General features: G+C 72.1%; 24 protein-coding genes. 9 read left to right on the forward strand and 15 right to left on the reverse strand.

The genetic code is table 11. The features are described from left to right. Positions 1-64 precede the first annotated feature (64 nt). Complete coding sequence (locus tag AB0N27_RS16065; RefSeq protein WP_364369306.1) at positions 65-829, forward strand: VOC family protein; 765 nt, start codon at positions 65-67, stop codon at positions 827-829. A 17-nt stretch (positions 830-846) separates the two neighbouring features. On the opposite strand, the gene AB0N27_RS16070 is transcribed toward AB0N27_RS16065, so the two are convergent. The 4 genes from AB0N27_RS16070 to AB0N27_RS16085 all read right to left on the reverse strand — a co-directional run bounded on the left by AB0N27_RS16070 (position 847) and on the right by AB0N27_RS16085 (position 5,931). Further along, positions 847-1,659 carry an ABC transporter ATP-binding protein gene (locus tag AB0N27_RS16070; RefSeq protein ID WP_364369309.1) on the reverse strand — a complete coding sequence of 271 codons (813 nt, stop codon included), beginning with the start codon at positions 1,657-1,659 and terminating at the stop codon, positions 847-849. Then, positions 1,656-2,753, reverse strand: coding sequence for an iron ABC transporter permease (locus tag AB0N27_RS16075; RefSeq protein WP_364369312.1), 1,098 nt, complete (start codon positions 2,751-2,753; stop codon positions 1,656-1,658). The genes AB0N27_RS16070 and AB0N27_RS16075 overlap by 4 nt, the downstream gene beginning before the upstream one ends. A 13-nt stretch (positions 2,754-2,766) precedes the next feature. Next, on the reverse strand, positions 2,767-3,696 hold the full coding sequence (locus AB0N27_RS16080; protein ID WP_364369315.1) for an ABC transporter substrate-binding protein: 930 nt from the start codon (positions 3,694-3,696) through the stop codon (positions 2,767-2,769). 354 nt (positions 3,697-4,050) lie between these two features. Continuing rightward, complete coding sequence (locus AB0N27_RS16085; protein WP_364369318.1) at positions 4,051-5,931, reverse strand: M14 family metallopeptidase; 1,881 nt, start codon at positions 5,929-5,931, stop codon at positions 4,051-4,053. Between the two features lie 211 nt (positions 5,932-6,142). On the opposite strand from AB0N27_RS16085, the gene AB0N27_RS16090 reads away from it, so the two are divergent. Further along, positions 6,143-7,480, forward strand: a complete 1,338-nt coding sequence (locus tag AB0N27_RS16090) for a C39 family peptidase (RefSeq protein WP_364369321.1) — start codon at positions 6,143-6,145, stop codon at positions 7,478-7,480. A gap of 74 nt (positions 7,481-7,554) precedes the next feature. Here the strand turns inward: AB0N27_RS16090 and AB0N27_RS16095 are convergent, their stop codons facing one another. The 3 genes from AB0N27_RS16095 to mqnE form a co-directional block, all read right to left on the reverse strand. Continuing rightward, positions 7,555-7,842 carry a DUF4229 domain-containing protein gene (locus AB0N27_RS16095; protein WP_364369324.1) on the reverse strand — a complete coding sequence of 96 codons (288 nt, stop codon included), beginning with the start codon at positions 7,840-7,842 and terminating at the stop codon, positions 7,555-7,557. A 61-nt stretch (positions 7,843-7,903) separates the two neighbouring features. Next, a complete protein-coding gene (locus AB0N27_RS16100) occupies positions 7,904-8,341 on the reverse strand; it encodes a hypothetical protein (RefSeq protein WP_364369327.1) in 438 nt (145 codons plus the stop codon). A gap of 23 nt (positions 8,342-8,364) precedes the next feature. Then, entirely contained in the window at positions 8,365-9,534 is a 1,170-nt protein-coding gene (gene mqnE / locus AB0N27_RS16105; RefSeq protein WP_357982616.1) for an aminofutalosine synthase MqnE, read from the reverse strand. Between the two features lie 236 nt (positions 9,535-9,770). Here mqnE and AB0N27_RS16110 point away from each other — a divergent pair, with 236 nt between their 5' ends. The 4 genes from AB0N27_RS16110 (at position 9,771) to AB0N27_RS16125 (ending at position 15,635) form a co-directional block, all read left to right on the forward strand. Then, complete coding sequence (locus AB0N27_RS16110; RefSeq protein ID WP_364369331.1) at positions 9,771-11,315, forward strand: C40 family peptidase; 1,545 nt, start codon at positions 9,771-9,773, stop codon at positions 11,313-11,315. Between the two features lie 114 nt (positions 11,316-11,429). Then, on the forward strand, positions 11,430-12,869 hold the full coding sequence (locus AB0N27_RS16115) for a hypothetical protein (protein WP_364369334.1): 1,440 nt from the start codon (positions 11,430-11,432) through the stop codon (positions 12,867-12,869). Between the two features lie 194 nt (positions 12,870-13,063). Continuing rightward, positions 13,064-14,899, forward strand: coding sequence for a DEAD/DEAH box helicase (locus tag AB0N27_RS16120; protein ID WP_364369337.1), 1,836 nt, complete (start codon positions 13,064-13,066; stop codon positions 14,897-14,899). A gap of 115 nt (positions 14,900-15,014) precedes the next feature. Next, positions 15,015-15,635 (forward strand): putative glycolipid-binding domain-containing protein, encoded by a 621-nt coding sequence (locus tag AB0N27_RS16125; protein ID WP_364370766.1) that lies wholly within the window; start codon positions 15,015-15,017, stop codon positions 15,633-15,635. A 4-nt stretch (positions 15,636-15,639) separates the two neighbouring features. Here the strand turns inward: AB0N27_RS16125 and AB0N27_RS16130 are convergent, their stop codons facing one another. From AB0N27_RS16130 to AB0N27_RS16140, 3 genes are read right to left on the reverse strand one after another with little or no spacing between them, the layout of a single operon-like run. Next, entirely contained in the window at positions 15,640-16,731 is a 1,092-nt protein-coding gene (locus AB0N27_RS16130; protein ID WP_364369340.1) for a PLP-dependent cysteine synthase family protein, read from the reverse strand. 27 nt (positions 16,732-16,758) lie between these two features. Continuing rightward, positions 16,759-17,589, reverse strand: coding sequence for an SDR family oxidoreductase (locus AB0N27_RS16135; RefSeq protein WP_364369343.1), 831 nt, complete (start codon positions 17,587-17,589; stop codon positions 16,759-16,761). Positions 17,590-17,636: 47 nt separating this feature from the next. Next, positions 17,637-18,095: an Lrp/AsnC family transcriptional regulator gene (locus AB0N27_RS16140; protein ID WP_364369346.1), complete on the reverse strand. Its 459-nt coding sequence runs from the start codon at positions 18,093-18,095 to the stop codon at positions 17,637-17,639. 269 nt (positions 18,096-18,364) lie between these two features. Between AB0N27_RS16140 and AB0N27_RS16145 the strand changes: the two genes are divergently transcribed. Next, complete coding sequence (locus AB0N27_RS16145) at positions 18,365-18,631, forward strand: BldC family transcriptional regulator (protein WP_007454516.1); 267 nt, start codon at positions 18,365-18,367, stop codon at positions 18,629-18,631. Between the two features lie 61 nt (positions 18,632-18,692). On the opposite strand, the gene AB0N27_RS16150 is transcribed toward AB0N27_RS16145, so the two are convergent. After that, positions 18,693-19,337: a UbiX family flavin prenyltransferase gene (locus AB0N27_RS16150; protein ID WP_364369350.1), complete on the reverse strand. Its 645-nt coding sequence runs from the start codon at positions 19,335-19,337 to the stop codon at positions 18,693-18,695. Between the two features lie 159 nt (positions 19,338-19,496). Here AB0N27_RS16150 and AB0N27_RS16155 point away from each other — a divergent pair, with 159 nt between their 5' ends. Further along, complete coding sequence (locus AB0N27_RS16155) at positions 19,497-20,459, forward strand: terpene synthase (protein ID WP_364369353.1); 963 nt, start codon at positions 19,497-19,499, stop codon at positions 20,457-20,459. A gap of 1 nt (position 20,460) precedes the next feature. Here AB0N27_RS16155 and AB0N27_RS16160 read toward each other — a convergent pair whose 3' ends face one another. Next, entirely contained in the window at positions 20,461-21,447 is a 987-nt protein-coding gene (locus AB0N27_RS16160; RefSeq protein WP_364369356.1) for a DUF1648 domain-containing protein, read from the reverse strand. A gap of 62 nt (positions 21,448-21,509) precedes the next feature. Next, positions 21,510-22,082 carry a TetR family transcriptional regulator gene (locus AB0N27_RS16165; RefSeq protein ID WP_364369359.1) on the reverse strand — a complete coding sequence of 191 codons (573 nt, stop codon included), beginning with the start codon at positions 22,080-22,082 and terminating at the stop codon, positions 21,510-21,512. A 48-nt stretch (positions 22,083-22,130) separates the two neighbouring features. Here AB0N27_RS16165 and AB0N27_RS16170 point away from each other — a divergent pair, with 48 nt between their 5' ends. Then, positions 22,131-22,913, forward strand: a complete 783-nt coding sequence (locus AB0N27_RS16170) for a class I SAM-dependent methyltransferase (protein ID WP_364369362.1) — start codon at positions 22,131-22,133, stop codon at positions 22,911-22,913. Positions 22,914-22,942: 29 nt separating this feature from the next. Here AB0N27_RS16170 and mqnP read toward each other — a convergent pair whose 3' ends face one another. After that, positions 22,943-23,854 (reverse strand): menaquinone biosynthesis prenyltransferase MqnP, encoded by a 912-nt coding sequence (mqnP, locus tag AB0N27_RS16175; protein WP_364369365.1) that lies wholly within the window; start codon positions 23,852-23,854, stop codon positions 22,943-22,945. Continuing rightward, positions 23,854-25,314, reverse strand: a complete 1,461-nt coding sequence (locus AB0N27_RS16180) for a menaquinone biosynthesis decarboxylase (protein WP_364369368.1) — start codon at positions 25,312-25,314, stop codon at positions 23,854-23,856. Before AB0N27_RS16180 ends, mqnP begins: the two co-directional genes overlap by 1 nt. Positions 25,315-25,319 lie beyond the last annotated feature (5 nt).

Consider the following 25,319-nt stretch of genomic DNA (forward strand, 5'->3'; position numbering starts at 1 on the left):
GGACGGTGCCAGGATTCCGGCAGGGGGTCGCCGTGGCCGCCCCGGGCCGAGAGGGGTCTTGACCGTGAGCACCGTCCCGCCGGGCACGCCCTGCTGGGCCGACCTGGCCACCCCGGACCTGACCGACGCGCGGCGCTTCTACCCGGAACTGTTCGGCTGGACCGGCCAGGTCACGCCGGAACCCGAGGCGGGCGGCTACACGATCTTCCAGCTCGACGGCCGGGCCGTGGCCGGCGCCGGGCCGCCGGCCATCCCGGACCAGGTGCCGATCTGGTCGACGTACGTCGCCACCGACGACGCCGAACTCGTCGCCGGCCGGGTCGAACGGGCCGGCGGGCAGGTGGTGGTGCCGCCGTTCGAGGTGTTCGACAGGGGTTGGATGGCCGTCTTCGCCGACCCGGCCGGCGCCACGTTCAGCGTCTGGCAGCCACTGACCATGGCCGGCGCCGAGGTGGTCGGTGTACCGGGCGCGATGAGCTGGAACGAACTGGTCACCCCCGACCCCGAGGGCGCGAAGGCCTTCTACGAGTTGGTGTTCGGCTGGCAGCCCGACGACCAGCCGGTCGCCGGGACGACGTACACCGGGTGGCGCCTCGGGGCGCGGATCGTCGCCGGGATGATGCGGCCACTGGCCGAGGACTTCCCGGCCGATCTGCCGGCGTACTGGACCGTGTACTTCGCGGTGGCCGACGCGGACGCCGCAGCGGCCCGCGCCTCCGAACTCGGCGGCACGATCCTGGTCCCGCCCCGCGACATCCCGTCCGGCCGGTTCGCTGCCCTGCGCGACCCCCAGGGCGCTCTCTTCTCGGTGATCGACCTCGGCCCCTGACGCACTCCGGTCGTGGCTCAGGGAGCGGGGCGGGGGCGCACGGGAACCACAAGGGGGCCGTGGGCTCCGGGCACCACCCGGACGCTTGCCCGGTAGTGGGTGGCGAGCAGGTGCTCGGTCAGCACCTCGTGCGGGCTTCCCGATGCCACCACCTGACCGTCGGCGAGCAGCACCATGCGGTCGGCGTACTCGCCGGCCAGGGACAGGTCGTGCATGGTGGCGACCACCGTGAAGCCGTTCTCCCGGCGGAGCTGGTCGACCAGTTCCAGCACCTCCTGCTGGTGGCCGATGTCGAGGGCGCTTGTCGGCTCGTCCAGCAGCAGCAGCGTCGCGCCCTGGGCCAGCGCGCGGGCCAGGAAGACCCGCTGTCGTTCGCCCCCGGAGAGGGTGGCCAGCTCGCGTCGGTGGAAGCCCACGAGGTCGAGCCGGTGCAGCACCTCGTGTACGGCGTCCACGTCGGCGGCCGACTCCCGGCCCAGCGGCGGGATGTACGGGGTGCGGCCGAGCAGCACGTAGTCCAGCACCGACATGCCCGGCGGTACGACCGGGGACTGCGCCACGGTGGCCACCACCCGGGCGCGGTCCCGGCGACGCAGCGCGGCGCTCGGCGTACCGAAGAGGGTGATGGCCTCCGGCGCGGGCAGCAGGCCGCCGATGGCGCGCAGCAGTGTCGACTTGCCGGCGCCGTTCGGACCGATCACGGTGACCCACTCGCCGACGGCGATTGTGAGATCGACTCCGGTGAGGATCGGGGTGCCGTCCAGGCTGACGTGCAGCCCCCGCACCTCGACGGCCGGCCCCCCGGCGGCGGCGGTCCGGTCGGGGCTCATGTGAGCACCCGTCGCGCCGTGCGCAGCACGAGGACGAAGAACGGGCCGCCGAGCAGCGCGGTCACCACCCCGATGGGCACCTCGGCAGGCGCGGCGGCGGTACGGGCCACCACGTCGGTAAGCGCCAGGAACGCGCCGCCGAACAGCAGCGACAGCGGCAGGATCACCCGGTAGCTCGACCCGGCGAGCAGCCGGACGGTGTGCGGCACGATGATGCCCACGAAGCCGATCAGCCCGGTCGCGGAGACCGCCGCCGCGGTGCCCAGGGAGGCGGCGGCGATCAGCAGGTACCTGGTGCGCTGCGGGTGCAGGCCCAGGCTCCTCGCCTCGTCGTCGCCGACCGCGAGGACGTCCAGCTCACGGCGGTGCAGCAGGACCACGACGGTGGTCAGGGCGGCGTACGGCAGCACCAGCAGCACGTCGTGCCAGCCGGCGGTGGCCAGCCGACCGAGCAGCCACGAGTAGACCGGCTGGATGCTGTCGGCGTGTCGTTGCAGCAGGTACGTCTGCCCGGCGGAGAGGAACGCGGAGACGGCCACCCCGGCCAGGATCAGCATCGCCGGTGACCGGCTCCGGCCGCCGGCCCCGCCGAGCACGTAGGTCATCGTGACGGCGAGCAGCGAACCGGCGAACGCGGCAAGCGGGACGGTCAGCGGCAGCCCCGAGAGCGAGCCCTCCAGGCCGGCGCCACCGAGGGCGATCACGGCGGTGACCGCGAGGCCCGCACCGGCGGCGACGCCGAGCAGGTACGGGTCGGCCAACGGGTTGCGGAACACGCCCTGGTAGCAGCCGCCGGCCAGGGCGAGCAGGCCACCGACGAGCAGGCCCAGCACGACCCGGGGCAGCCGCAGCTCGGTGACGATCGCGGCCTCGCGCTCGGAGAGCCCGCTGTCGAGGTGCACGCCGGGGAGCAGGTTGAGCAGTTCGGCGGCGACGCTGCCCGGCGGCAGGCTCACCGGCCCGAGTGACACCCCGCCGACCAGCGCGACGAGCACCGCGAACAACCCCGCGACCAGCCAACGCACGCGTAGGCCGGCGGGCCGGGCCGCGGAGAGCAGCCCGGCGGGCCGAGCCGCGGAGAGCGGCTCGGTCATCGACGGACCAGTGTCACGCGGGCACCTTGGCGACCGCGTCGATGATCACCCGGAGCAGGTCCACGACTCGCGGCCCCCAGCGGGAGGCGACGTCGTCGTCAAGTGCGACCACCTGGTTGTTCTTCACGGCGGTGAGCCCGGCCCAGCCGCTGCGGGCCTTTACCGTGTCGGCGTTCTGCTGGCAGCACTTGGAGTCGGCCAGGAAGACGAAGTCCGGGTCGGCCTTGACGATGAACTCCTGGGACAACTGCGGGTAGCCGAAGTTCTTACCGTCCGCGTCTGCCGGGTCGGCGATGTTGGCGAGCCCGACCAGACTGTAGAGCGAGCCGATGAAGGTCTTGCTTGTCGCGCTGTACAGCTCGGGGCCCAGCTCGTGGTAGTAGGTGAGCTTCTCGGCGCGCTGCGGCAGGTCCTTGACCAGCTTGGCGATGTCGTCCTTCATCCGGGTGGCGACGTCGGCGGCCTGGTCGGCGTGCCCGGTCAGCGTGCCCAGCTCGGTGATCTGCCGGTACGTGTCGTCGAGCGTCGTCGCCGCCGGGGTCTGGTACACCGGGATCTTCAGCTTGCCGAGCTGCTCGACGATCTTGTTGCGGTCGTCGGAGAGCACCACCAGGTCGGGGTTCTTACCGGCGATCGCCTCGGCGTTCGGCTGGAACGCGGAGAGGTCGCTCTTGGGCACGTCGGCCGGGTAGTTGGACTGGTCGTCGACGGCGATCACCTGCGGGCCGGCACCGATCGCGAAGACCATCTCGGTGGCGCTGGGCGACAGCACGACGATTTTCTCAGGGCGCTTGTCGAGGGTGAGCGCGCCGACAGTCACCGGGAAGCTGGCGGCCGCGGTGCCGGTGGTCGGCTTGTCGTCGGCCTTCTCGGCGCAGGCGCCGAGGGCCAGCGCGGCGACCGCGAGGGTCGCGGCGAAAAGCCGAGGGGTACGTCTGAACATGGGGCCTCCTGTCGGTCGAGGAGTGTGGTGCTTCGCCGACAGGGACTTTCGTACGCCCGCCCACGAGGCGCCCTTCCTCGAGAGCGCGTGTCGCGACCGATCCGCAGGCGACCTGGCTCGTCCCCGCCGTCGGGCGGGGCATCACAGTTGCGGGACAGCGCCGGGTTGAGCACCGGCTTCGCTGCGGACTGGTCGGTAAGACCGTAGCGCACCGACCCAACGTGCCGGATCGATCAAGGGTCGATCGACAACGCGCGATGCCTAGACCGGCGCACATCGAGGGATATGTCCCGGATCAGGAGGCTCGGGTACGGGTGGCGGGGCCCCGCCGGGGCGGAGCGGGGCCCCACCCGATCAGGAGGAGGTGATGGTGACGTTGTCCACAGCCGCCTCGACGAGGCTGGCGCCGGAGGCGTCCGCCGCCTCGACGAGGATGCGGACGGACTGCCCGGCGTACGGGGTGAGGTTGAGGTTGGCCACCGCCCAGCTCCCGTTGCGGTTGGCGGCCGCTCCGGCCTGGGTGAGCAGGGCTGTCGTGCCGCCGTTGTGCACCACGCTGACCCGCAGGTAGTCGGCCGACGAGGCGTTCGAGCCGTGCGCCAGGTACCAGGCGAGGGAGAGGGTCAGGGTGCCGGACGACGGCAGCGTCACCGCCGGGGACCGGGCGCTTGTCACGCCGCCGTCGACGTCGTAGTCACCTGCCGCCGAGCCGGCGAGCCTCCCGGTGACCAGGTCGTTCGCGCCGGCGTACGGGGTGAGCTGCTTGGCGCCGGAGGACGTGGTCGCCTGGGCGGCGCCCCGCTCGAACGCACCGGCCGTGGCGGTGTCGGTGCCGGACGGGTTGATGGTCCAGCCGGTGGCCGTCTCGAAGGTGTCCGACCAGACAGTGGTGCCGCCACCCCCGCTGCCGCAGTACTGCGCCTGCTTGCCGATGGCCCGGTACGGGCAGTCGGCGTACTCGCTGAGCAGCAGCACGGCCTCGCGGTTGCGGCTGGTCTGCGCCGGGATCACCTCGTCGGGCGGGTAGAAGCCGCCGCCGCTCGCCGAGCCGGGGTACATCTCGAAGGTGTACGCCCAGATGTTGTGGGTGGCCCACATCCAGTCGAGGCTGTCCCCGTCGGTGATGTAGAGGTCGCTCGACTGCTCCGGGGTGTAGTTGTTGGTGGCCGCCATCTGCTGGCCGATGGCGGCGAAGGTGTTGTACTGGTCGGCGTTCATCCCGGTCGCGGTGTTCGCCGTGGTGTAGCCGTACGGCCAGAGCACCAGCTGCGAGTACGTGTGGAAGTCGATGTTCGCCTTGATCTGCTGCGTCCCGCCGACCACCCGACTGTTGACGAAGTTGCGCAGCGCCTGCGTCTCGGGGGCGGAGAACGCCGACGGGCCGCGGTAGGTCTCCGACGAGGTGCTGCCGGACGAGCCGCCGCAGCAGCCCCAGTTGTAGCCCCAGTTGCGGTTCAGGTCGGTGCCGACGTTCGACGAGCCGCTGTTGGGTTGCCGGTTCTTGCGCCAGGAGCGGTACGACCCGGTGGCGATGTCGTACTCGCTGCCGTCCGGGTTGACGGTCGGCACGATCCAGATCTCCCGGCTGTTGACGATGTTGGTGATCCGGGAGTCGCCGCCGTAGCTGTCGGTGAAGAGGTTGAGCAGGTAGATCGCCATCTCGACGGTCAGGTGCTCGCGGGCGTGCTGCTGGGAGTTGAACAGGATCTCCGGCTCGTTCTCGTCGGTGCCCACGTTGTCGGAGATCTTCACCGCCATCAGGTCGCGGCCCTCGTACGACGTACCAATGCTGATCTTGCGGGCGATGGCCGGATGGTCGGCGACGACCTGGTTCACGACGGCGGTCAGCTCCGCGTAGTCGTGGTAGTTGGAGTCGGCGGGCGGGAAGGCGAGTGCGCCGACGTCGCCGGCCCCGCGTTCGGCGCTGGGCGGCGGGGCGAGCGGTTCCAGTCGGAAGCCGAGCTTGCCGATCGCGGCGGCCTCGGCGGCGGTGGCCGAGATGTGCAGGACGCCGTGCTCGGAGTAGTCGATGGCGGCTCCGGTGCGGGCCACCGCGTTGCGGTCGGCGAGGGTCCGGGGCCCGAGCACCCGGTAGCTGGTGGCGACCGGCTCGGCGCTGCGGTCCGGCGCCGGTCGGGCGGCGACCGGGCCGGTGGCGACGGTGACGATTCCCAGCCCGGCGACGACGGCGAGCACCAGGGCGCGGCGGATACGGATGGGCGTGCGGAGGGCCATGGACTTCCTCCTCGGTCGGCGGGAGATCCCGCTCGGTGGAGGACACTTCACCATCTGTCACATGGTCATATCAATATTGATCACTGCCTTAAGCATCCCAGGAGGATCATCGCGGCGGCAATGATTTTCCATCCCTGAACATCTGGCGAAACTTCCCTCCAAGCGGAACACTGACCAGCGACGATGTCCCTCTCGACACCGCGGAGCACCCATGGCCAGATCCCGCCTGCACGCGGCCGCCCTCGCCGGCGTCACCGCGCTCACCCTGCTCGCCACCGCCGCGCCCGCCACCGCGGCCCGCCCGCCCGCCGTCGTCCACGACGAGCAGATCACCTTCCAGGACTGGTCCGGGCCCGCCGACTGGCACCGGGGCAGCCGGGACGGCACCCGCGTCGTGCCCGGCGCCCGGGCGGGCGTCACCCTGGCCCGCCCGGCCGGCACCACCGAGTACGCCGATCCGCACACCGGCACCACCCGCACCTGGGAGTACGGCACCTGGACGTCGCCGGTGACCCGGATCGGGTTCGACGCCACCGAGCTGATCGCCTCCTGGAACGCCGAGACCCCCGCCGGCACCTGGATCCAGGTCGAGATGCAGGGCAGCTACACAAGCGGCGACCAGACGCCGTGGTACGTCATGGGCCGCTGGGCGTCCGGCGACACCGACATCAAACGGGCGAGCGTCAACCGGCAGGGCGACCCCTGGTCGACGATCTGGACCGACACCTTCAGCATCGACGACGCCGACGCCGGGGTGCTGCTGCGGTCGTACCAGCTGCGGCTGACCCTCTACCGGGTGCCCGGGCAGACCGCCGCGCCCGTGGTCCGGATGCTCGGCGCGATGAGTTCCACAGTGCCGGACCGGTTCACAGTCGCGCCGAGCGCCGGGCACATCGCCTGGGGCGTCGAGCTGCCGGTGCCGCGCTACTCGCAGAACGTGCACGCCGGGCACTACCCCGAGTACGACGGCGGCGGCGAGGCCTGGTGCTCCCCCACCTCCACCGAGATGGTCGTCGAGTACTGGGGGCGCGGCCCGTCACCGGCCGACACCTCCTGGGTGGACCCGACCTACCCCGACCCGACCGTCAACCACGCCGCGCGGATGACCTACGACTACGAGTACGACGGCGCCGGCAACTGGCCGTTCAACACCGCGTACGCGGCGAGCTTCCCGGGCCTGGAGGGGCGGGTGACGCGGCTGCACTCGCTCGACGAGGTGGAGCGTTTCATCGCCGCCGGCATCCCCGTGGTGACCAGCCAGTCCTTCCTCGCCAGCGAGCTGGACGGGGCGAACTACGGCACCTCCGGGCACCTGTTCGTGGTGGTCGGTTTCACCGCCGACGGTGACGTGATCGTCAACGACCCCGCCTCGTCGAGCAACGACGTCGTGCGCAACGTCTACAAGCGGGCCCAGTTCGAGCAGATCTGGCTGCGGACCAAGCGCACGAACGCCAGCGGCGGCACCTCCGGCGGGTCCGGCGGCATCGCGTACCTGATCAAGCCGACGTCGAAGCCCTGGCCAAAGGTCCCCGGCTCCACCAACTGGTAGCCCTCACCGCCCGGCACCGTTGATCATGAAGTTATTGCCCGACCGCCAGGCGTGTCGTGGCAATAACTTCATGATCAACGCTTCGGGTCGGGGCCTTCGGTGGGTGCGGTGGGGGGCTGGTCCTCGCCGGCCAGGGCGGAGCGCAGGCGTTCCTTCTCCGACTTGCGGCGCTCGGCGGCGTCGGCCATCTCGCCTGCCATCTCGTCGCGCCAACCGCGCAACAGGAAGAAGGAGAGCGCGGCGGAGAACGCCAACGCCAGCATCAGCTTCAGGAACACGTTCATGTCGACAAGCCAGAGGGCCGCCAGCACGGCGACGAACAGCCCGATCCGACCCAGCGTGTACTTGACCGCCGCGCTCACCCGCACCACTCCGTTCTCTCGTCAGCCGCCGGTCCCGGCGGAAGGGTCGACCTGGTCGCGGTCAGCCGGTCCGGCGGGCCAGCCAGCGGACGCCCGGAAACCACACGGCCGCGTACGCCACGGTGAACGCGGCCGCCGCCAACGCACCGGACAGCAGCGGCGGCAGCCCGGCGCCGAGCCCGGCGATCAGCAGCCCGGCGAACACCCCGACGGCCGCCGCGGCGATCGCCGCCACCACACGGGCCGCACCGAACTCCCACGCCCGGAAGTCGTCCCAGAACAGCCAGGCCGGCAGGATCACCGCCAGCCAACCGTTGGTGTGCCCGAAGTCGCCGGCGCCGACCGAGGCGAACGCCCAGTCGAACAGCACAAGCGCCAACACGCCGATGACCACGCCGGCCAGGCACACCCCGAGCAGGTCACCCAGGGTACGGACGCGCCCCTCGGCGTCCCGGCGGGGAAACCCGCCCTGCTGCTCGGAACCGCTCTGCTCGGTCATCGACTGCGAGGGTACGTGGTGGCTCAGGCCCAGACCTGCTGCGGCTCGGCGCGGCGCTCGGCCAGCGACGGGGCCTTGTCGTACTCCCGGACCACGTTGTAGCGGGTGTCCCGCTCCACGGGCTGGAAGCCGGCGTCCCAGATCAGGTGCAGCAGGTCGTCGCGGTGCATCGTGTTGGGGGTGCCGTACGAGTCGGCGTCGTGGGTGATCTTGTATTCGACGACGGAGCCGTCCAGGTCGTCCACGCCGAAGTTCAGCGACAGCTGGGCCACCGAGAGCCCGTGCATCACCCAGAAGTTCTTCACGTGCGGCACGTTGTCGAACAGCAGCCGGGAGACGGCGAACGTCTTCAGCGACTCGGCCGGCGACGCCATCGTGGTGCGTGCCTGGATCCGGTTACGGATCTTGCCGTCCGCCGAGTCCACGAAGTCGTGCTGGTAGCGCAGCGGAATGAAGACAGCGAAACCGCCTGTCTCATCCTGCAACTCGCGCAGCCGCAACACGTGGTCGACGCGGTGCCGGGGCTCCTCGATGTGGCCGTACAGCATCGTCGCCGGGGTCTTCATGCCCTTGCTGTGCGCCAGGGCGTGGATGCGCGACCAGTCCTCCCAGTGGCAGGCATGGTCGACGATGTGCTGGCGGACCTCCCAGTCGAAGATCTCCGCACCGCCGCCGGTCAGCGACTCCAGGCCGGCGTCCATCAGCTCGTCCAGGATCTCGTCGGCGCTCAACCCGCTGATCTTCTCGAACCACTGCACCTCGGTGGCCGTGAAGCACTTGAGCTTGACGTTCGGCAGCGCCGCCTTCAGCTCCCGCAGCACCTTCGGGTAGTACCGCCACGGCAGCGTCGGGTGCAGGCCGTTGACGATGTGCAGCTCCGTGAGCTGCTCACCCTCCATCTCCTTGGCCTTGCGGACCGCCTCGTCGATGCGCATCGTGTACGCGTCCTTCTCGCCCGGCTTGCGCTGGAACGAGCAGTACGCACAGGACGCCGAGCAGACGTTCGTCAGGTTGAGGTGCCGGTTGACGTTGAACATCACCCGGTCGCCGTTGAGCTCGGTGCGCTTGTGGTGCGCCAACCGCCCCAACCAGGTCAGGTCGTCGCTCTCGTAGAGGGCGACCCCGTCCTCGCGGGTCAGCCGCTCACCGGCGTACACCTTCGCTTCGAGCTCACGCTTGAGTCCGGCGTCCATGCCACGTCCCTTCCACCTGCGGTCGGATCGAGCGTACGTCGGTACGCCGATCGGGCCGGCGGCACGGTCGCCGACAGCGACCCACTTCACCAGACTCTCAGCCTCCTGTAACCCGGCCACGCATCGACATCGGTGGCGGCGTGCGGTAGTAACAAGGTGGGGCGGAACACACACTGGTACCGTCCCGTCGGCCGCGCCCACCGAGCGCGGCGAGGAGCAGTCGGACGGGGAGCGGAATGGTCTACAGCGGGCGCGGGCGACGGCAGCGACGACGGAGCCCGGTGATCTCCCCGGTCCTGCGTCCGAAGCTCTGGGCCGCCCTGCTCGGGGCGATCGCCGCCGCCGTGCTGGCCACCCCCGCGTACGCCGAGCCAGGCGTGCCCACGACGGTGCCGGACACCGGCGCGCGCCCGCCGGCGATCGGCGCGCTCCAGGTGCCCGGCGGTGCACCCGTCGCCGGCGTTCCGGCGCCGTCGCTCGTCAACGTCGGCACCGGCCCGCTGGCCGCCCAGATCTCCGCCGGTGAGGTCCAGGTCGGCGCGCTCGGCGACGCCTTGCTGCTGAGCCAACAGAGACGCACCGCCGCGCAGGCCCAGCTCGACGCCGCCGGAAAGGCGCTGGAGACCGCGCAGGACGCCCTGCTGCGAGCCCAGCAGGCCGCCGACGCCGCCGCCGCGGACGCGGTGAAGGCCGCCGCCGCGCTGCCGCCAGGCGAGTTCGCCCAGGACCTCCGCGGGTTGAGCCGGCTCCAGCAGATCACCCGTGGCGAGAAGGTCGAGGGCGGCACCACAGGCGTCGCCGGGGAGCTGTCCCGCGCCCGCGCCGCCGAGCAGGCCGCGTACCAGGCGCACTCGACGGCCAAGGCGCAACTCGACGCCACCCAGGCCGAGTTCACCGCAGGTGAGACGGCGCTGCGCACCGCCGAGGCCAGCCTGCTCAAGCTGCGCCGGGACAACGCCACGCTGCTTGTCGAGATCGAGCGTCAGCAGGAGGCCACCGAGCAGCAGCTCGGCGCGGGCTACGTCGCCGGTCAGAACATCAGCGGCATGGCCGCGCACCCCCGGGCGCTGGCCGCCGTCAGGTACGCGCTGGCCCAGCTCGGCGACCCGTACAAGTGGTCGGAGGAGGGCCCGGACCGGTTCGACTGCTCGGGCCTCATGTGGGCGGCGTACCGGTCCCCGGGAGCCGACTACTTCGACCTGCCCCGCGTCTCCCGCGACCAGTACGCCGCAACGCGCAGTCGGACGGTGCCGCAGACCGCACTGCTCCCCGGCGACCTGCTGTTCTTCGCGTCCGGCAGCAGCTACACCACGATCCACCACGTCGGCATGTACATCGGCAACGGCAAGATGGTGCAGGCGCCCACCACAGGCGACGTCGTGAAGATCTCCGTCGTGAGCTGGTCCCGGCTCTACGCCGCCACCCGCGTGATCGGCGCCGTGCCGGCCCCGCCGACCATTCCCACGATTCCGGTGCCTCCGACCAACCCGAAGCCGCCGACGTCGCCGAAGCCGACGCCCAGCACGACGCCTACCAAGAAGCCCACCCCGACGCCGACGCCGACGCCGACCAAGACGGTCACGCCGACCCCCACACCCACCGACACCGCGACGCCGACGCCGACGCCGACCAAGACGGTCGACCCGACCCCTTCGTCCACCTCGAGCAGCACGCCGCCGACCACCGCACCGGCCAGCACCACCCCTTCCGGTACGCCGGAGGCGAGCCGCAGCGGCACGGCGAGTGAAAGCCCGTCGGGCAGCCCGAAGTCCGGGAGCTGAGGCGCCACGACGGACTCCGGCTGTCCGCTCGGGGCGATCTGTGGCACCGTGACATCCAGGCACATCCGGCTCGACGTCACGGGTCCGGGTGCGAGCGTGGCACGGAGGGCGGAGATGGCCGAGCAGAAGGATCCGGCGGAGACTGTCGACCCCGTCGTCGATCGGGCTGATCCGCGGGAATCAGGCGTCACCGACTCGACGACCGACCCCGAAGCCAGCCCGTCCGACGACGGCGGCAGCGCCGAGACGCCCCACGCCGGGAAGGCGGCTCCCCCCGACGCGGAGCAGGCGAATTCCCACGCGGACCGGGCGGCTACCCCCGACATCCAGGCCGAGACGCCGGCACCGGTACGGGCGCGGGCGGCCGTCGCCACCGCCGGGGCCCTGCCCGGTGACCTCCCGGCCGCCGCGTCGGCGACCGCGACCACCTACCGGGCGACCGGGTCCGCCAGCCCGGTAGGCGTTCCGCTACCCGGCCAGCGGGACGGCTCGTCCGCCCCGGCCGCCCGGGCCAGCGCCACGGTGCCCGGCAGCAGCCGGGTCGCGGCCGGTGCCATGGGCATCCCGGACTCCCGGGCGAGCACGCCCGCCGTCTACCGCTCCGGCCCGGTGAACACCGAGCCGCCCGAGCCGGCACAGCCTCCGGAGCCGGCCCAGCCACCCGCGCCGCCGACCCCCGAGCCGGAGCCGGCCCCCACGCCGCCCGGCCCGGGGCCGACCGAGCCGGCACCGCCCGAGCCCGTGCCCGCGCCGGGCCCCGGGCCGTACCCTCCCGGGCCTGCGCCGACGCCGGAACCTCGACCCACGCCGCCGCCCGACCCGGTCCCGCCCGTTCCGGGCCCACCCGTACCGCCGCCCGCGCCAGTGCCCCCCATGCCGGGCCCAGCGACGCCTCCGGTACCCGGGCCGCCCACTCCGCCGCCCGGCCCGCCGGTGCCCGCGCCGCCGTCGCCGCCCGGCCCGATGCCGGCGCCCCCGTTCCCGCCGCCCCCGGCGATGTCCCACCTGCCCGGGGCACGCGCGACCGCCTCGGTCTCCGCCCCTCCGGCGGGCCGGGCGTCCGGCGCCGGGCCCGCGGTGCCGACCTCCGGCACCGGCTGGGCCGGGGCACCCGTCTCCGCTCCGCCGGTCGTGCCCGCGCCCGCGCTGCCCGCGTGGCCGCCGTCCACCACCGGCGCCGCACCGACCACGCACCGGGGCACCGACACCACCCGACCGACCACGACAAGCGCGGCGGGACGGGCCACGGCAGGTGTCCGGCACGGCCGGTCGGATGCCGGCGCCGATCTGGCCGGCACGGTCTACGGCGGCGGGGAGGGGCCCGGCTTCGCCACCGTCGCCATACCCGCCAACGCGGTGGAGAATTCCGGCTCCCTGACCGGGCACATCCTGGCCCAGGGTTGGGCTGACACGCCGGCCGACCGACCCCGTACGACGCGTGTCCTGCTCGTCCTGGCCGCCTCGTTGGGGCTGCTGGTGGCGATCAGCGTCCTGGTGGTTCTGCTGGCCAACAACGCTCTGGACGGTCTGATGGGCGACGTGCTCAACAGCTGAGGCAGCGGGGGCGATGGTGAGTCGGCCCACTACGGTCGGCCATGCGGCTGGCGAGTTGGGCGAACCGCCGTACACTTGTCGAGATCACTGACCTGGCGCGCGTGGTGCGCGCCCATGGGCGATCTTGCGGGCGATCCGGCGACAACAGCCGCGGCAGGCCATCGCGAAGATGCGCCCCGCTCGAAGGGCATTTGTTGACCACCTCTGCTGACCCCAGCATCGTTCCGTCCGTTTACGACCCCGCCGTCCCGACCACCGAGGCCGGTCCGGCCCCGGTCGAGGCCGCACCCGCGGAGATCGACTTCGCCGCGCTCGGCCTGCCCGAGCCCCTGGTCCGCGCGTTGGCGCGGCAGGGCATCACCACCCCGTTCGAGATCCAGCGGGCCACCGTGCCCGACGCGCTCGCCGGCCGCGACGTGCTGGGCCGTGGGCAGACCGGCTCGGGCAAGACGCTCGCCTTCGGCCTGCCGGTGCTGGCCCGGGTCGCCGCCGGCAAGCCGGCCCGGCCGATGCGCCCGCGCGCCCTGGTCCTGGTGCCGACGCGCGAGTTGGCCATGCAGGTCAACGACGCTCTGCTGCCGCTTGGCAAGTCCCTCAACGTGTTCCTGAAGACCGCCGTCGGCGGGGTCCCCTACGACCGTCAGATCGACGCGCTGCGGCGCGGCGTGGAGATCATCGTGGCGACGCCGGGTCGGCTCGGCGACCTCATCGAGCGGGGCATCTGCCAGCTCGACGACGTCGAGGTGACGGTGCTCGACGAGGCCGACCAGATGGCCGACATGGGCTTCCTGCCGGAGGTGACCGAGCTGCTGGCGAAGACGCCCGCGAACGGTCAGCGGCTGCTCTTCTCGGCCACCCTGGACGGTGACGTCGACGCGTTGGTCAGGCGGTTCATGAACGACCCGGTGACCCACTCCACGGCACCGTCCACGGCCTCGGTGTCCACCATGGACCACCACATGCTGTTGATCCCGCCGCACGAGAAGTTCCCGGTGGCCGCCTCGATCGCCGCCCGGGACGGCCGGACCATGGTCTTCGCCCGCACCCAACTCGGTGTGGACCGGCTGGTCGAGCAGCTCGCCGCGGTCGGCGTACGGGCCGGTGGCCTGCACGGCGGCAAGACGCAGCGGATGCGGACCAAGACCCTCGCCGAGTTCCGTGAGGGCCGGATGAACGTCCTGGTCGCCACGGACGTGGCCGCCCGGGGCATCCACGTCGACGGCGTCACCCTGGTGCTGCACGTGGACCCGCCGAAGGACCCCAAGGACTACCTGCACCGCGCCGGGCGTACCGCCCGGGCCGGCGAGTCGGGCGCGGTGGCCACGCTTGTGCTGCCCAAGCAGCGGCGGACCACGCTGGCGATGATGGAGAAGGCGGGTGTCGCGCCCGCCGAGACCCGCGTCCGGGTCGGCGACCCGGTGCTGGCCGAGCTGATCGGCGCCCGCGAGCCGAGCGGCGTTCCGGTGCGGGTGGAGGCCGAGCCGCGCGGCTACGGTGACCGCTCCGGCGGCTCGCGTCGTTTCGACGACCGGTCCGGTGGCCCCCGCCGCTTCGGCGACCGCCCGCAGGGTGACCGGCGCTACGGCGACCGCCCGCAGGGTGAGCGCCGCTACGGCGACCGTCCGACCGGCGACCGGCAGTACGGCGACCGTCCGCAGGGCGAGCGCCGCTACGGCGACCGTCCGACCGGCGACCGGCAGTACGGCGACCGGCCGCAGGGTGAGCGCCGTTTCGGCGACCGGCCGCAGGGCGAGCGGCGCTACGGCGACCGTCCGCAGTTCGGTGACCGGGACGGCCGGGGCGACCGGCCCACCGGTGAGCGGCGCTACGGTGACCGCCCGCAGGGTGACCGGCAGTACGGCGACCGGCCCACCGGCGACCGGCAGTACGGCGACCGGCCGTCCGGTGAGCGGCGCTTCGGCGACCGGGACACCCGGGGTGGCTACCGCTCCGAGGGCCGTGGCCGGGACGACCGGCCGCGCGACGACCGGCGCGGCTTCGGCGGGCGTCCGCCGGCACGTACCCACTGATCCACTGATCCACTGATCGACCCGAACGCCGTCGCGGAGCGCCTGCTCCGCGACGGCGTTCGCGCATGGCCTGCCGATGTCGGCGCGGTCGCGTAACGTCCGGCTCATGCCGACCATGCCGAAGTCGATCTTCTGGTCCCGGACGGACACCGCCGGCAGTGAGCATGTGCTGCTCGACGACGGCAACGGTCTCGCGGCCCGGGGCACCCTGCTCGCCGTGGACCCGATCCCGTGGACGGCCCGCTACCGGGTGACCACCGCACCGGACTGGAGCACCACCCGGGTGGAGGTCGAGGCCGAGGGGTCGGGCTGGCTGCGCCGGGTGACGCTGGAACGGGCCACCGGCAGGTGGCGGGTGACCACCGCCGAGCAGGGCGACCTGGACGCCGCCCTGGTGGCGGCCGGCCACCCCCGGGCCGGCCTGCCGGGCACCGACGACCCGGACCGGCTGGCCGACGCCCTCGACGTGGACCTGAGCGGGTCGCCGCTGTTCAACGCCCTGCCGTTCCACAGGCTCGGGATGGCCGCCCAGGCCGCCGACATGCCCCGCCGGATCACCGTGGCGTGGGTGCTGCTGCCCGGCCTCGAGGTGGTGCCGGCCGAGCAGACCTACACCGGGCTCGGGCCGGGCCGGGTGCGGTTCGCCAGCGGCACCTTCACCGCCGACATCGACGTGGACGCCGACGGGTACGTGGTGCGCTACCCGGGGCTGGCCGAGCGGATCGACACGCGCTGAGCGCTCAGACGGGCCATTCGCCGCTGGTCAGGAACCGCTCGACGGTGGCCAGGTGGGGTGCCAGGTCGAGGCCCTGGGCGGCCAGCCAGCCGTCGGCGTAGTACGTGTCGGCGTACCTGTCGCCGGGGTCGCAGATCAGGGTGACGACCGAGCCGGTCCGCCCCTCGGCGAGCATGTCGGCGATCAGGCCGAACGCGCCCCAGAGGTTGGTGCCGGTCGAGCCGCCGACCCGACGGCCGAGCACCGCCGAGCCGGCCCGCATGGCCGCGATCGACGCCGCGTCCGGCACCTGGACCATCCGGTCCACCACGGATGGCACGAAGGACGCCTCCACGGTGGGGCGGCCGATGCCCTCGATCCGGGAGCCCCGACCGGTGCGTACCGACCAGTCGGCGGCGAGCCAGGCGGGGTAGAACGCGGAGTTCTCCGGGTCCACCACGCACAGTTTGGTGGGCAGCCGCTGGTACCTGGCGTACCGGCCGATGGTCGCGCTGGTGCCGCCGGTGCCGGCGCCGACCACGATCCAGGCCGGGATCGCGTGCCGTTCCCGCTTCAGCTGCGCGTAGATCGACTCGGCGATGTTGTTGTTGCCCCGCCAGTCGGTGGCCCGCTCGGCGTACGTGAACTGGTCCATGAAGTGCCCGCCGGTGTCCTCGGCCAGCCAGCGGGCCTCGACCACCACGCTCGCCGGGTCGTCGACCAGGTGGCACCGGCCGCCCTGGAACTCGATCTGGGAGATCTTCTCCGGGGAGGTGGAGGCGGGCATGACGGCGATGAACGGCAGGCCGAGCATCCGGGCGAAGTACGCCTCGGAGACGGCGGTGGAGCCGGACGACGCCTCGACGACTGTGGTGCGGGGCCCGATCCAGCCGTTGCAGAGCCCGTAAAGGAACAGCGAGCGGGCCAGCCGGTGCTTCAGTGAACCGGTCGGGTGTGACGACTCGTCCTTGAGGTACAGGTCGATCCCCCACGCCCGGGGCAGCGGGAACGGCAGCAGGTGGGTGTCGGCCGAGCGGTTCGCGTCCGCCTCGACGGCGGCGATCGCCTCGGTCACCCAGGTCCGGCTGGCCTGGTCGCACCTGTCGAGATGAGTCACGCCGGAAACCTAGCAAGCAGGCCGAGGTCAGCTCCGGTCCGGTGGGGCGGTCCGGCGCAGTTGGCGGCGCTGCCCGGCCCGGCCGGCGGCCCGGATGACCGGGGTCAGCGCGACGGCCAGCCGGGGCAGCGCGTCCAGCAGTCGGACCTGCGCCCCCCGCCAGCGGGGCAGGCTGACCACCGGGCGTGGCCGGCGGGCCAGCCGGACCGCGCGGGCGGCGACGCGCTGCGGGGTCAGCATCGTTCCGGTGAACGAGGCGAGCGCCCCCGCGTCGTCCAGCCGGTCGTGCAGCATCGGGGTCCAGATGCCGTCCGGGCAGAGGCAGGAGACGTGCACCCGCCGGTAACCGGCCATCCGCAGGTCGGTCAGGGTGCCGAGGCTGAACGCCAGCAGTGCGTGTTTGCTTGCCGCGTACACCGTCTCGCCTGGCGCGGCGATCAGCCCGGCCAGCGACACGACGTTGAGCACGTGGCCGTGCCCCTGCTCGCGCATGAGCGTGAGCGCGGCGAGGGTGCCGTTCATCGCGCCGAACGTGTTGACGTCGAGCAGCCGGCGCCGGGTCCGCCCGTCGTGTTCCCAGGCCGGGCCGGTGACCAGGAGGCCGGCGTTGTTGACCCAGAGGTCGAGGCCGCCCCTGCTCGCCGCCGTCGCCGCGATCTCCGCGCAGGCAACCTCGTCCCGTACGTCCAGGGCAGCCGACCAGCCGCCGAGCGGCGCGGCGGCGGAGGCCACCGCCGCGGCGTCGACGTCGGTGAGCAGCACCGTCCAGCCGTCGTCGTGAAGCGCGGCGGCGATGGCGCGACCCAGGCCGCCAGCGGCCCCGGTCACCACGGCCGTGCCACGTCGGGGCGAGGTCATCGGCGCACGCTACCGCCCGTGGGCGGGGCGGCACCAGGGGTACGCGGTCAGGGAGCCTGTGGGCCGATCGGCTGGGGGCGGTTCTCCCACTTGGTGCTGAGCGCGATGGCGGTGCGGGTCGAGGCGACACCTGGCGTCCGGTTGAGCCGCACGATCAGCTGCTCCAGCTCGGCGATCGTGCCGACCCGCGCCTTGAGCAGGAACGACTCCACGCCGGCCATGAAGTAGCAGGACTCGATCTCGGGCAGCACCCGCAGCGACTCGAGCATGTCGTCGGAGTCCGCCCCGGAGTCCTCGACGATGCCGATCAGCGCGGTGACGCCCAGCCCGATCGCCTCCGGCTCGACGTCCGCGCGGTAGCCGCGTACCACGCCGCTGCTCTCCAGCTTGCCGACCCGCTCGTGGACGGCGGGGGCGGAGAGACCGACCTGCCGGGCCAGTTCGGCGTACGACAGTCGGGCGTTGCCGCGCAGCAGGTCGACGAGGCTCAGGTCGATGGCGTCCACGGAGAGTGACCTTAACCGGTTGGGCGTAACGCGAAGGCTTCGGCACCCGTTGCACACAGCAGTGAGTAACTGTTCACAAACCGTCGGTCAAGGTAGGGGTTGCACCAGTACCATTTACTAACTTCCCACTCAGTGCATTTTTCGCGTTTGGCGGACAGGCCAGGTCCCTGGTGCTGTAATTGCCATACGTCCCTCATGACGGCTCTGGGCTCGCACCAGCCGGGGGCAGTGTGTTCAGCCAGGGGCTTCGTCGACGCGAGGAGGGGGCTGTGGACACTGGAGATCGCCTGCTGACACCGGGTGAGGTCGCCGCGCTGTTTCGGGTGGACCCGAAGACTGTGACGAGATGGGCGGCGGCCGGCCGGATAGGAAGCATCCGGACTCCAGGCGGGCATCGCCGGTTTCGGGAATCCGAGGTGCGAGCCCTGCTTGAGGGGGAGGGCATGCTGGACGAGGTGGACGAGGTCGGAAAGCCACGCAACGTGGGACCGGCCGCATCCACCGGGCCGGGTCCGGCCAACGCCGGCATGTACTGAACTGGTGCGGACAACGTCACGCGGGCCGGACACCAGTCCGGTCCGCGTCCCGCTGCGACGATCAGCGAGGCGGCTCGGCCGAGCGGGCTGAGCCGAGCTGACCGGACCACCGCCGGAACAGGGTGTGCGGGACGCCTAGCGCGTCCAGCACCTTGCCGGCCACGAAGTCGACCAACTGCTGGGCGCTGGCCGCCGCGCCGGCCCCGTAGAAGCCGGGGCTGGCGGGCAGCACTATCGCGCCGGCGTCGTGCAGGTCGATGAGGTGCTCCAGGTGGCTGCGGGTCACAGGCGTCTCCCGGGGGACCACCACCACCGGGCGGCGTTCCTTGAGGTTGACCTCGGCGGCGCGCTGCAACAGGTCCTTGGAGAGCCCTATCGCGATGCCCGCGCAGGCGGCCGTGCTCGCCGGGACCACTGCCATGCCGCGTACCCGGTAGGAGCCGCTGCTCGGCCCGGCCGCCAGGTCGCCCGCCGGCCAGTGCCGCACGTCCGCGCCGGTCAGGTCCCGTCCGAGCCAGTCCGCGAGGTCCTCGGCCCAGTGGGCGTCCCGGAACGGCCGGCCTGTCTCGTCGAGCACCGTGAGCCGCGCCGCCCGGGACACGACGAGGTCCACCGGCTCGCCCGCGTCGAGGAGTCCGCCGATGACCGCCGCCGCGTACGGCGTGCCGGAGGCCCCGGAGACACCGACCACCCATGGTTCCCGCATGCCCTCAGCCTGCCTGGTCGGGGTGGACGCCGCGCCGTGGCCCCCGCTGTTGTCCCGCCCGTCATCGTCCCGACCCGCCACGGACATCATCGACAGCCGATTTCTGACATGCTCGCACCGGAGGATCACCGTGCAGCGACCGGAGGGGCGGTACGACCGATGACGGCGGCGGCAGCCCGCACCCTACGTGCCGAATGTCCCCTTCCTTCGCGGTGCTCCCCCCACTCCCAGGCGACGCAGGAGTGGCTGGCCGAGTGGGTACGCCGCTTCGATCTGCCGCTGGACGACGTCGCCCTGCGCCGGCTGGACGCTGCTCGTTTCGCCTGGTACGCGGGTCGGCTCTACCCGGACGCCAGCGCGGACGACCTGCGTACGATCGCCGCGCTCTGGACCTGGTTCTTCCTTCTCGACGACGCCTGCGACGGGCCGCACCGGGCCAGCGGCGCGGAGGTGGCGGCCCTGCGTGACGGGGTGCTGCACGTGCTGCGCGGCGGTGCCGGCGCGGGCCCGGCGGGGTTTGGCGGGCCGCTGCGTCTGATGCTCGCGGACGCGTGGCAGGCACCGCGTGCCCGGATGCCGCTCGCCTGGCAGCAGCGCTTCGCCGACGCGGTCGCCCACCACCTGGAGGGCGACCGGACGGAGGCGGAGAACAAGACCCGGGGACACCGTCCCGGTGTCGCCGAGTACGTCGCGCTGCGCCGGGCCACCTCGGCGGCGTACGTGTCGTACACGATGATCGAGTTCGTCACCGGCCACGCGTTGCCGGACGCCGTCTACCACCATCCGGCGCTGCGGACGCTTGCGGCGACGGGAAATGACCTGCTCTCCTGGTTCAACGACCTGGTGTCGCTGGAGACGGACCGGCTGACCTCGGGCGGGCACAACCTGGTGCTGGCCATCGCCCGGGAGCAGCGCCTGCCGCAGGAGCGGGCCGTGGAGGCGGCGGTGGACCGCTGGCGCGCGGCGATGGGGCGGTTCATGAGGCTGCGGGCCGAGTTCCCGTCCTTCGGCTCGGCCCTGGACCCGGCGGTGGCCGCGCACGTGGAGGGGGTCGCCCACTCGGTGCGCGGCACCATCGACTGGTCACTGGAGAGCGACAGGTACTCGGCCTCCCACAGGTGAGTCAGCGGGCCTGCCGCTGGCGGTCGGCGAGCGTGTTGAGCAGGGCGGCGGCGGTGCCGGCGTCGGCGACGGTGACGACGACCGACCGTCCGCCGGTCCGCTCGACCAGCAGGCCGTCGCCCGAGCGCAGGACGATGCCGACCCGGCCTCCCCGGCCCACCCGCCAGCCCCAGCCGCCGAATTCGCGCAGCGGGTGGACCTGCACGACGCTGGCGCGGAGCACCTCGTCGAGGGGGACGCGGGTGCGCGGCCAGCCGGCCGACGATCGGATCAGCAGGCCGGTCTCGTCGACCCGGACGGTGAAGGCGAACATCGCCGCGAAGACGGCGACGAGAAGCGCCGCGACGATCAGCAGCGCCCACACGCCACTGATGACGGCGAGCGTGACCAGCACGACTATGGATACCGCGCCCATGGTGAGGCCCGGCCCGGCGCCGGTCTGCCCGATCCAGACGGCCCGTTCGTTCGGGGCGAGGGGGACGCGGGGCCCCTCGGGCGCGACGGGGGCGTCCGCCGGCTGGGGCGGGTCACCGGGCAGGAGCACGCCGACGAGCACGGCCGGCACGAGAGAGCCGACGATCGCCAGGGTGAGCGCGCCGCCGAGACCGCCTGCCTCGCGGGCGTCGGCGAGGCCGAGCTGCCCGTGCAGCGCGCCGAGCTGCACGAGGGCGAGGAAGAGCGCCACCCAGACAGCGGTCGCCGCGCCGATGCGGCGGCTCGCCGCCGCCTGACCCCACAGCGTGGTTACCGCGCCGAAGCCGAGCACCAGGAGAGCACCTGTGCCCAAGGTCGCCCACAGGGAGGCGTCGAGGGACATGAAGCCGTCCGGTCGGCCCTGGGTTCCCCAGTGCGTCGCCACCGGGTCGGGCAGGTCGCCACGCCAGGAGAGGGCGACGGCGGCGGCCACGGCGAGGATCACGAGGCCGCAGACGGTGGCCGTGAGGCCGACGAGGCGCTTGTCACGGGCGGGCTCGGTGCCGGTGGTCATGATGAGAACGCCTCCTTGAGGAGTGTGGCTGTGGCTTTGCCCGCTCCCGGCCTGCTGCGTCGTCAGCGCAGGACGCTCGCCACGACGATGCGCACATCTTCGACCGGCGGATCGCCTCGGTGCTCGGTGAACAGCAGCTGCACGGCGCCGATCAGGGTCGGCGCCAGTACCTGCACGTCCGCGTCGGCGGCGATCCGACCGAGGTCGTGCTCGGCCGCCAGGTAGCCGGCCACCGCGGCGACCGACTCGCCCACCAGGGGAAACCGGGCGGTGCCTGCCGCGCGCAGGCGGTTGCGCAGCTCGTCGCGGGCGATGGTGAGCACGATGATCGCGGACATGACCGGCTCGAAGAGTTCGAATATCGCGTCGGTGAGGTTGCCGGCAACGGTCCCTGTCCCGGCCGCATCGCGGAGTGCAACACCTTTCGCCTCCACCCGCGCGATGCGGTCGAGCACCAGATCGACCAGGAACGCGTCGAAGTCGGCGAAGTGCCGATGCAGCACGCCCTTGGCCACTCCGGCCTCGTCGGTAATCGCGCGGCTGGTCAACGCCGTGACGCCGCCGCGCAGGAGCACCCTCACGGCCGCGTCGAACAGTTGCTGGCGCGGATCGCGCAGAGCTACGCCGGTGGGCATGGAGAGCTCCCGTTTCTTTAATGGGCGATTGCCCATTAGAGTGGGCACATGGTCACTCTACCGTCCCAACCGCACAGAGCCCGCAGCGTCGCAGAGTCATTCGGGGTCGACCCCGGGCGCTACGACCGCAGTCGGCCGCCGTATCCGGATGCGTTGATCGAGCACATCGTCGCCGCCGCACCGGGCCCGGCATTTATCGACGTCGGTTGCGGGACCGGGATCGCAGCCCGCCAGTTCCGCGCCGCCGGGTGCAGGGTCGTCGGTGTCGAGCCCGACCCTCGGATGGCCGGATTCGCCCGCGCGACAGGCGTCGACGTCGAGGTTGCGACCTTCGAGACGTGGGAGCCTGCCGGCCGCAACTTCGACGCGATCGTCTCCGGCACGGCCTGGCACTGGGTCGACCCGGTCGCCGGAGCCGCCAAGGCCGCCGAGATATTGCGCCCGGGCGGCGTCCTCGCGCCGTTCGGCCACGTCTACGAGCTGCCGTCGCCGATTGCCGCAGCGCTCGCTGCCGGGTTACGCCGGGCTGCGCCGAACCTGCCCTACCGACAGCCGACCGGTTCCATTCTCGACGGCTACCGCGCCCTCTACGACCGCGCCGCCGAGGGAGTCCGCGCGTCCGGCTGTTTCGCCGAACCCGAGATCCGGCGTTACGACTGGCAGCGCACCTACGCCCCGAACGAACTGCTCGAACTCATCACGACTTCCGGCGGCCTCGCGAGCGCGCCACCAGATGCTCTCGCCGAGATCCTGTCGACGGTCACCGCCGCGGTCGACGGCGATGTCACCCTCACCTATGCCACCTGGCGCCTGACCGCTGTCCGCAGGTAACCCGCCGACGCCGCTCGCCGCGAAAGGCGCTAGGCGCGCAGCCCCAGCCGCACCACGAGATCGAGCAGGGCGAACACGAACAGCGCGATGCCCACGAAGCCGTTGGCGGTGAAGAACGCACGGTTGACCTTGCTCAGGTCGGTCGGGCTTACCACCAGGTGCTGGTACGCGAACGCGACTGCGGTAAGCGCCAGCCCCACCCACCAGAGCCAGCCGAACCCGATGAGCGCACCGAACCAGACGAACAGCCCGAACGTCACCACGTGCGCGACTGTGGAGGCGTGCAGCGCGAAGCGCCTGCCGTACCGGGCGGGCACGCTGTGCACGCCGATCTCCTTGTCGATCTCGGAGTCCTGGCAGGCGTAGATCAGGTCGAACCCGCCGATCCACAGCCCGACCGCGGCACCCAGCAGCCAGGCCGGCCAGGAGCCGTCCAGGGTGCCGGTGACCGCCAGCCAGGCGCCGACCGGGCCGACCGCCTGGGCGATCGCGAGGATGGCGTGCGGCCAGTTGGTGAACCGCTTGCCGTACGGGTAGACCACGAGCGGCACCACGGCGAGCGGCGCCAGCACCAGGCAGAGCGGGTTGAGCAGGGCGGCGGCGGCGAGGAAGACCACTAGCGCGACGGCCGCGCCGGTCCAGGCCGTCCGTACGCTCACCGCACCGGTGACCAGTTCCCGGTTGGCGGTACGCGGGTTCCGCGCGTCGATGCTCCGGTCGAGAATCCGGTTGGCGGCCATCGCGAACGTCCGCGCCCCGACCATCGCCACGGTGATCAGCAGCAGGTCGAGCCACCGCACCCGCCCGCCGGAAACCTGCATGGCAGTCAGAGCCGACAGGTACGCGAACGGCAGCGCGAACACCGAGTGCTCGATCGCGACGAGCTTGAGGAAGGACTTGACCCGGCCCGGCTTCTCGGCCGGAGCGTCGAGAACGACCATCAGATCCCGTACTCCTTCCAGCGCTTGTCGACCAGGGTCGTGACCTCCGGGCTCATGCGCATCTCCTCCGGCCAACCCCGGGTGTAGCCCTCGGTCGGCAGCTTGCGGGTCGCGTCGACGCCTGCCTTGCCGCCCCAGAACTGCTGGTACGAGGCGTGGTCGAGGTGGTCGACAGGGCCCTCGGTGAGCAGCAGGTCCCGTGCGTAGTCGACGTTGCCGAAGGCGCGGAACGCCACCTCGTTGTAGTCGTGCACGTCGCAGTCCTCGTCCACGATCACGATCAGCTTGGTGAGCGACATCATGTGCGCGCCCCAGATCGCGTTCATGACCTTCTGCGCGTGCTTCGGGTAGCGCTTACGGATCGACACGATGGCGCAGTTGTGGAAGACACCGGCGGCCGGCAGGTCGTAGTCGACGATGTCCGGGATCAGGAAGCGCAGCAGCGGCGCGAAGATCCGCTCGGTGGCCTTGCCGAGACCGTGGTCCTCCTGCGGCGGCTGGGACGTGACGATCGAGTGGTAGACCGGGTCACGCTGCATCGTCATGCACTCGACGTGCATCACCGGGAACGGTTCCACGGGCGTGTAGAAGCCTGTGTGGTCGCCGAACGGCCCCTCGGGCATGCGCTCGCCCGGCTCGATGTAGCCCTCCAGCACGATCTGCGCGTGCGCCGGCACCTGCAACGGGACGGTCAGGCAGTCGACCATCTCGACGCGTTCGCCGCGCAGGAACCCGGCGAACAGGTACTCGTCGATCTCGGCGGGGAGCGGCGCGCTCGCCGAGTAGGCGACCGCCGGGTCGGCACCGATGGCGATGGCCACCGGCAGCCGCTGCCCGAGCCGCTCGGCGACCGCGTGGTGCGCCGTGGAGTTCTTGTGGATCTGCCAGTGCATGCCGATCGTGTTGTGCGAGTGCTGCTGGAGCCGGTACAGCCCGAGGTTGCGCTTGCCGGTCTGCGGGTCCTTCGTGTGGGTCAGCCCGAAGTTGTGGAAGATCCCGCCGTCCCCGGGCCAGACCTGCAACCCGGGCAGCCGGTTGAGGTCGACGTCGTCGCCGCGGTAGACGACCTGCTGGCAGGGGGCCGTCTTGACCTTCTTGGGCGGCATGGACTTGAGCTGCATGACCTTGCCGAGGCCGCCCATCATGCCCGAGAAGCCCTGCGGCAGCTCCGGCTTGAGCATGTCGCCGATCCGCTCGCCGATCTCGTCGAGGCGTTCCACCCCGAGGGCCATGGCCATCCGCTTCTCGGTGCCGAAGAGGTTGACCGCCACAGGCATCTCACCCCGCGTCGGCCGCTCGAAGAGCAGCGCCGGCCCGCCGGTCCGCACCGTCCGGGTCACCACCTCGCTGATCTCCAGGGTGGGATCGACCGGAACGGTGACCCGGCGCAGCTCCCCCGCGCGCTCGAGCGCCGCGAGGAAGTCCTTGAGATCGGTGTACGGGAAGCCACGAGCCGCCATACCCG

The sequence above is a fragment of the Micromonospora sp. NPDC093244 genome, assembly GCF_040683695.1.
Lineage (GTDB): Bacteria > Actinomycetota > Actinomycetes > Mycobacteriales > Micromonosporaceae > Micromonospora.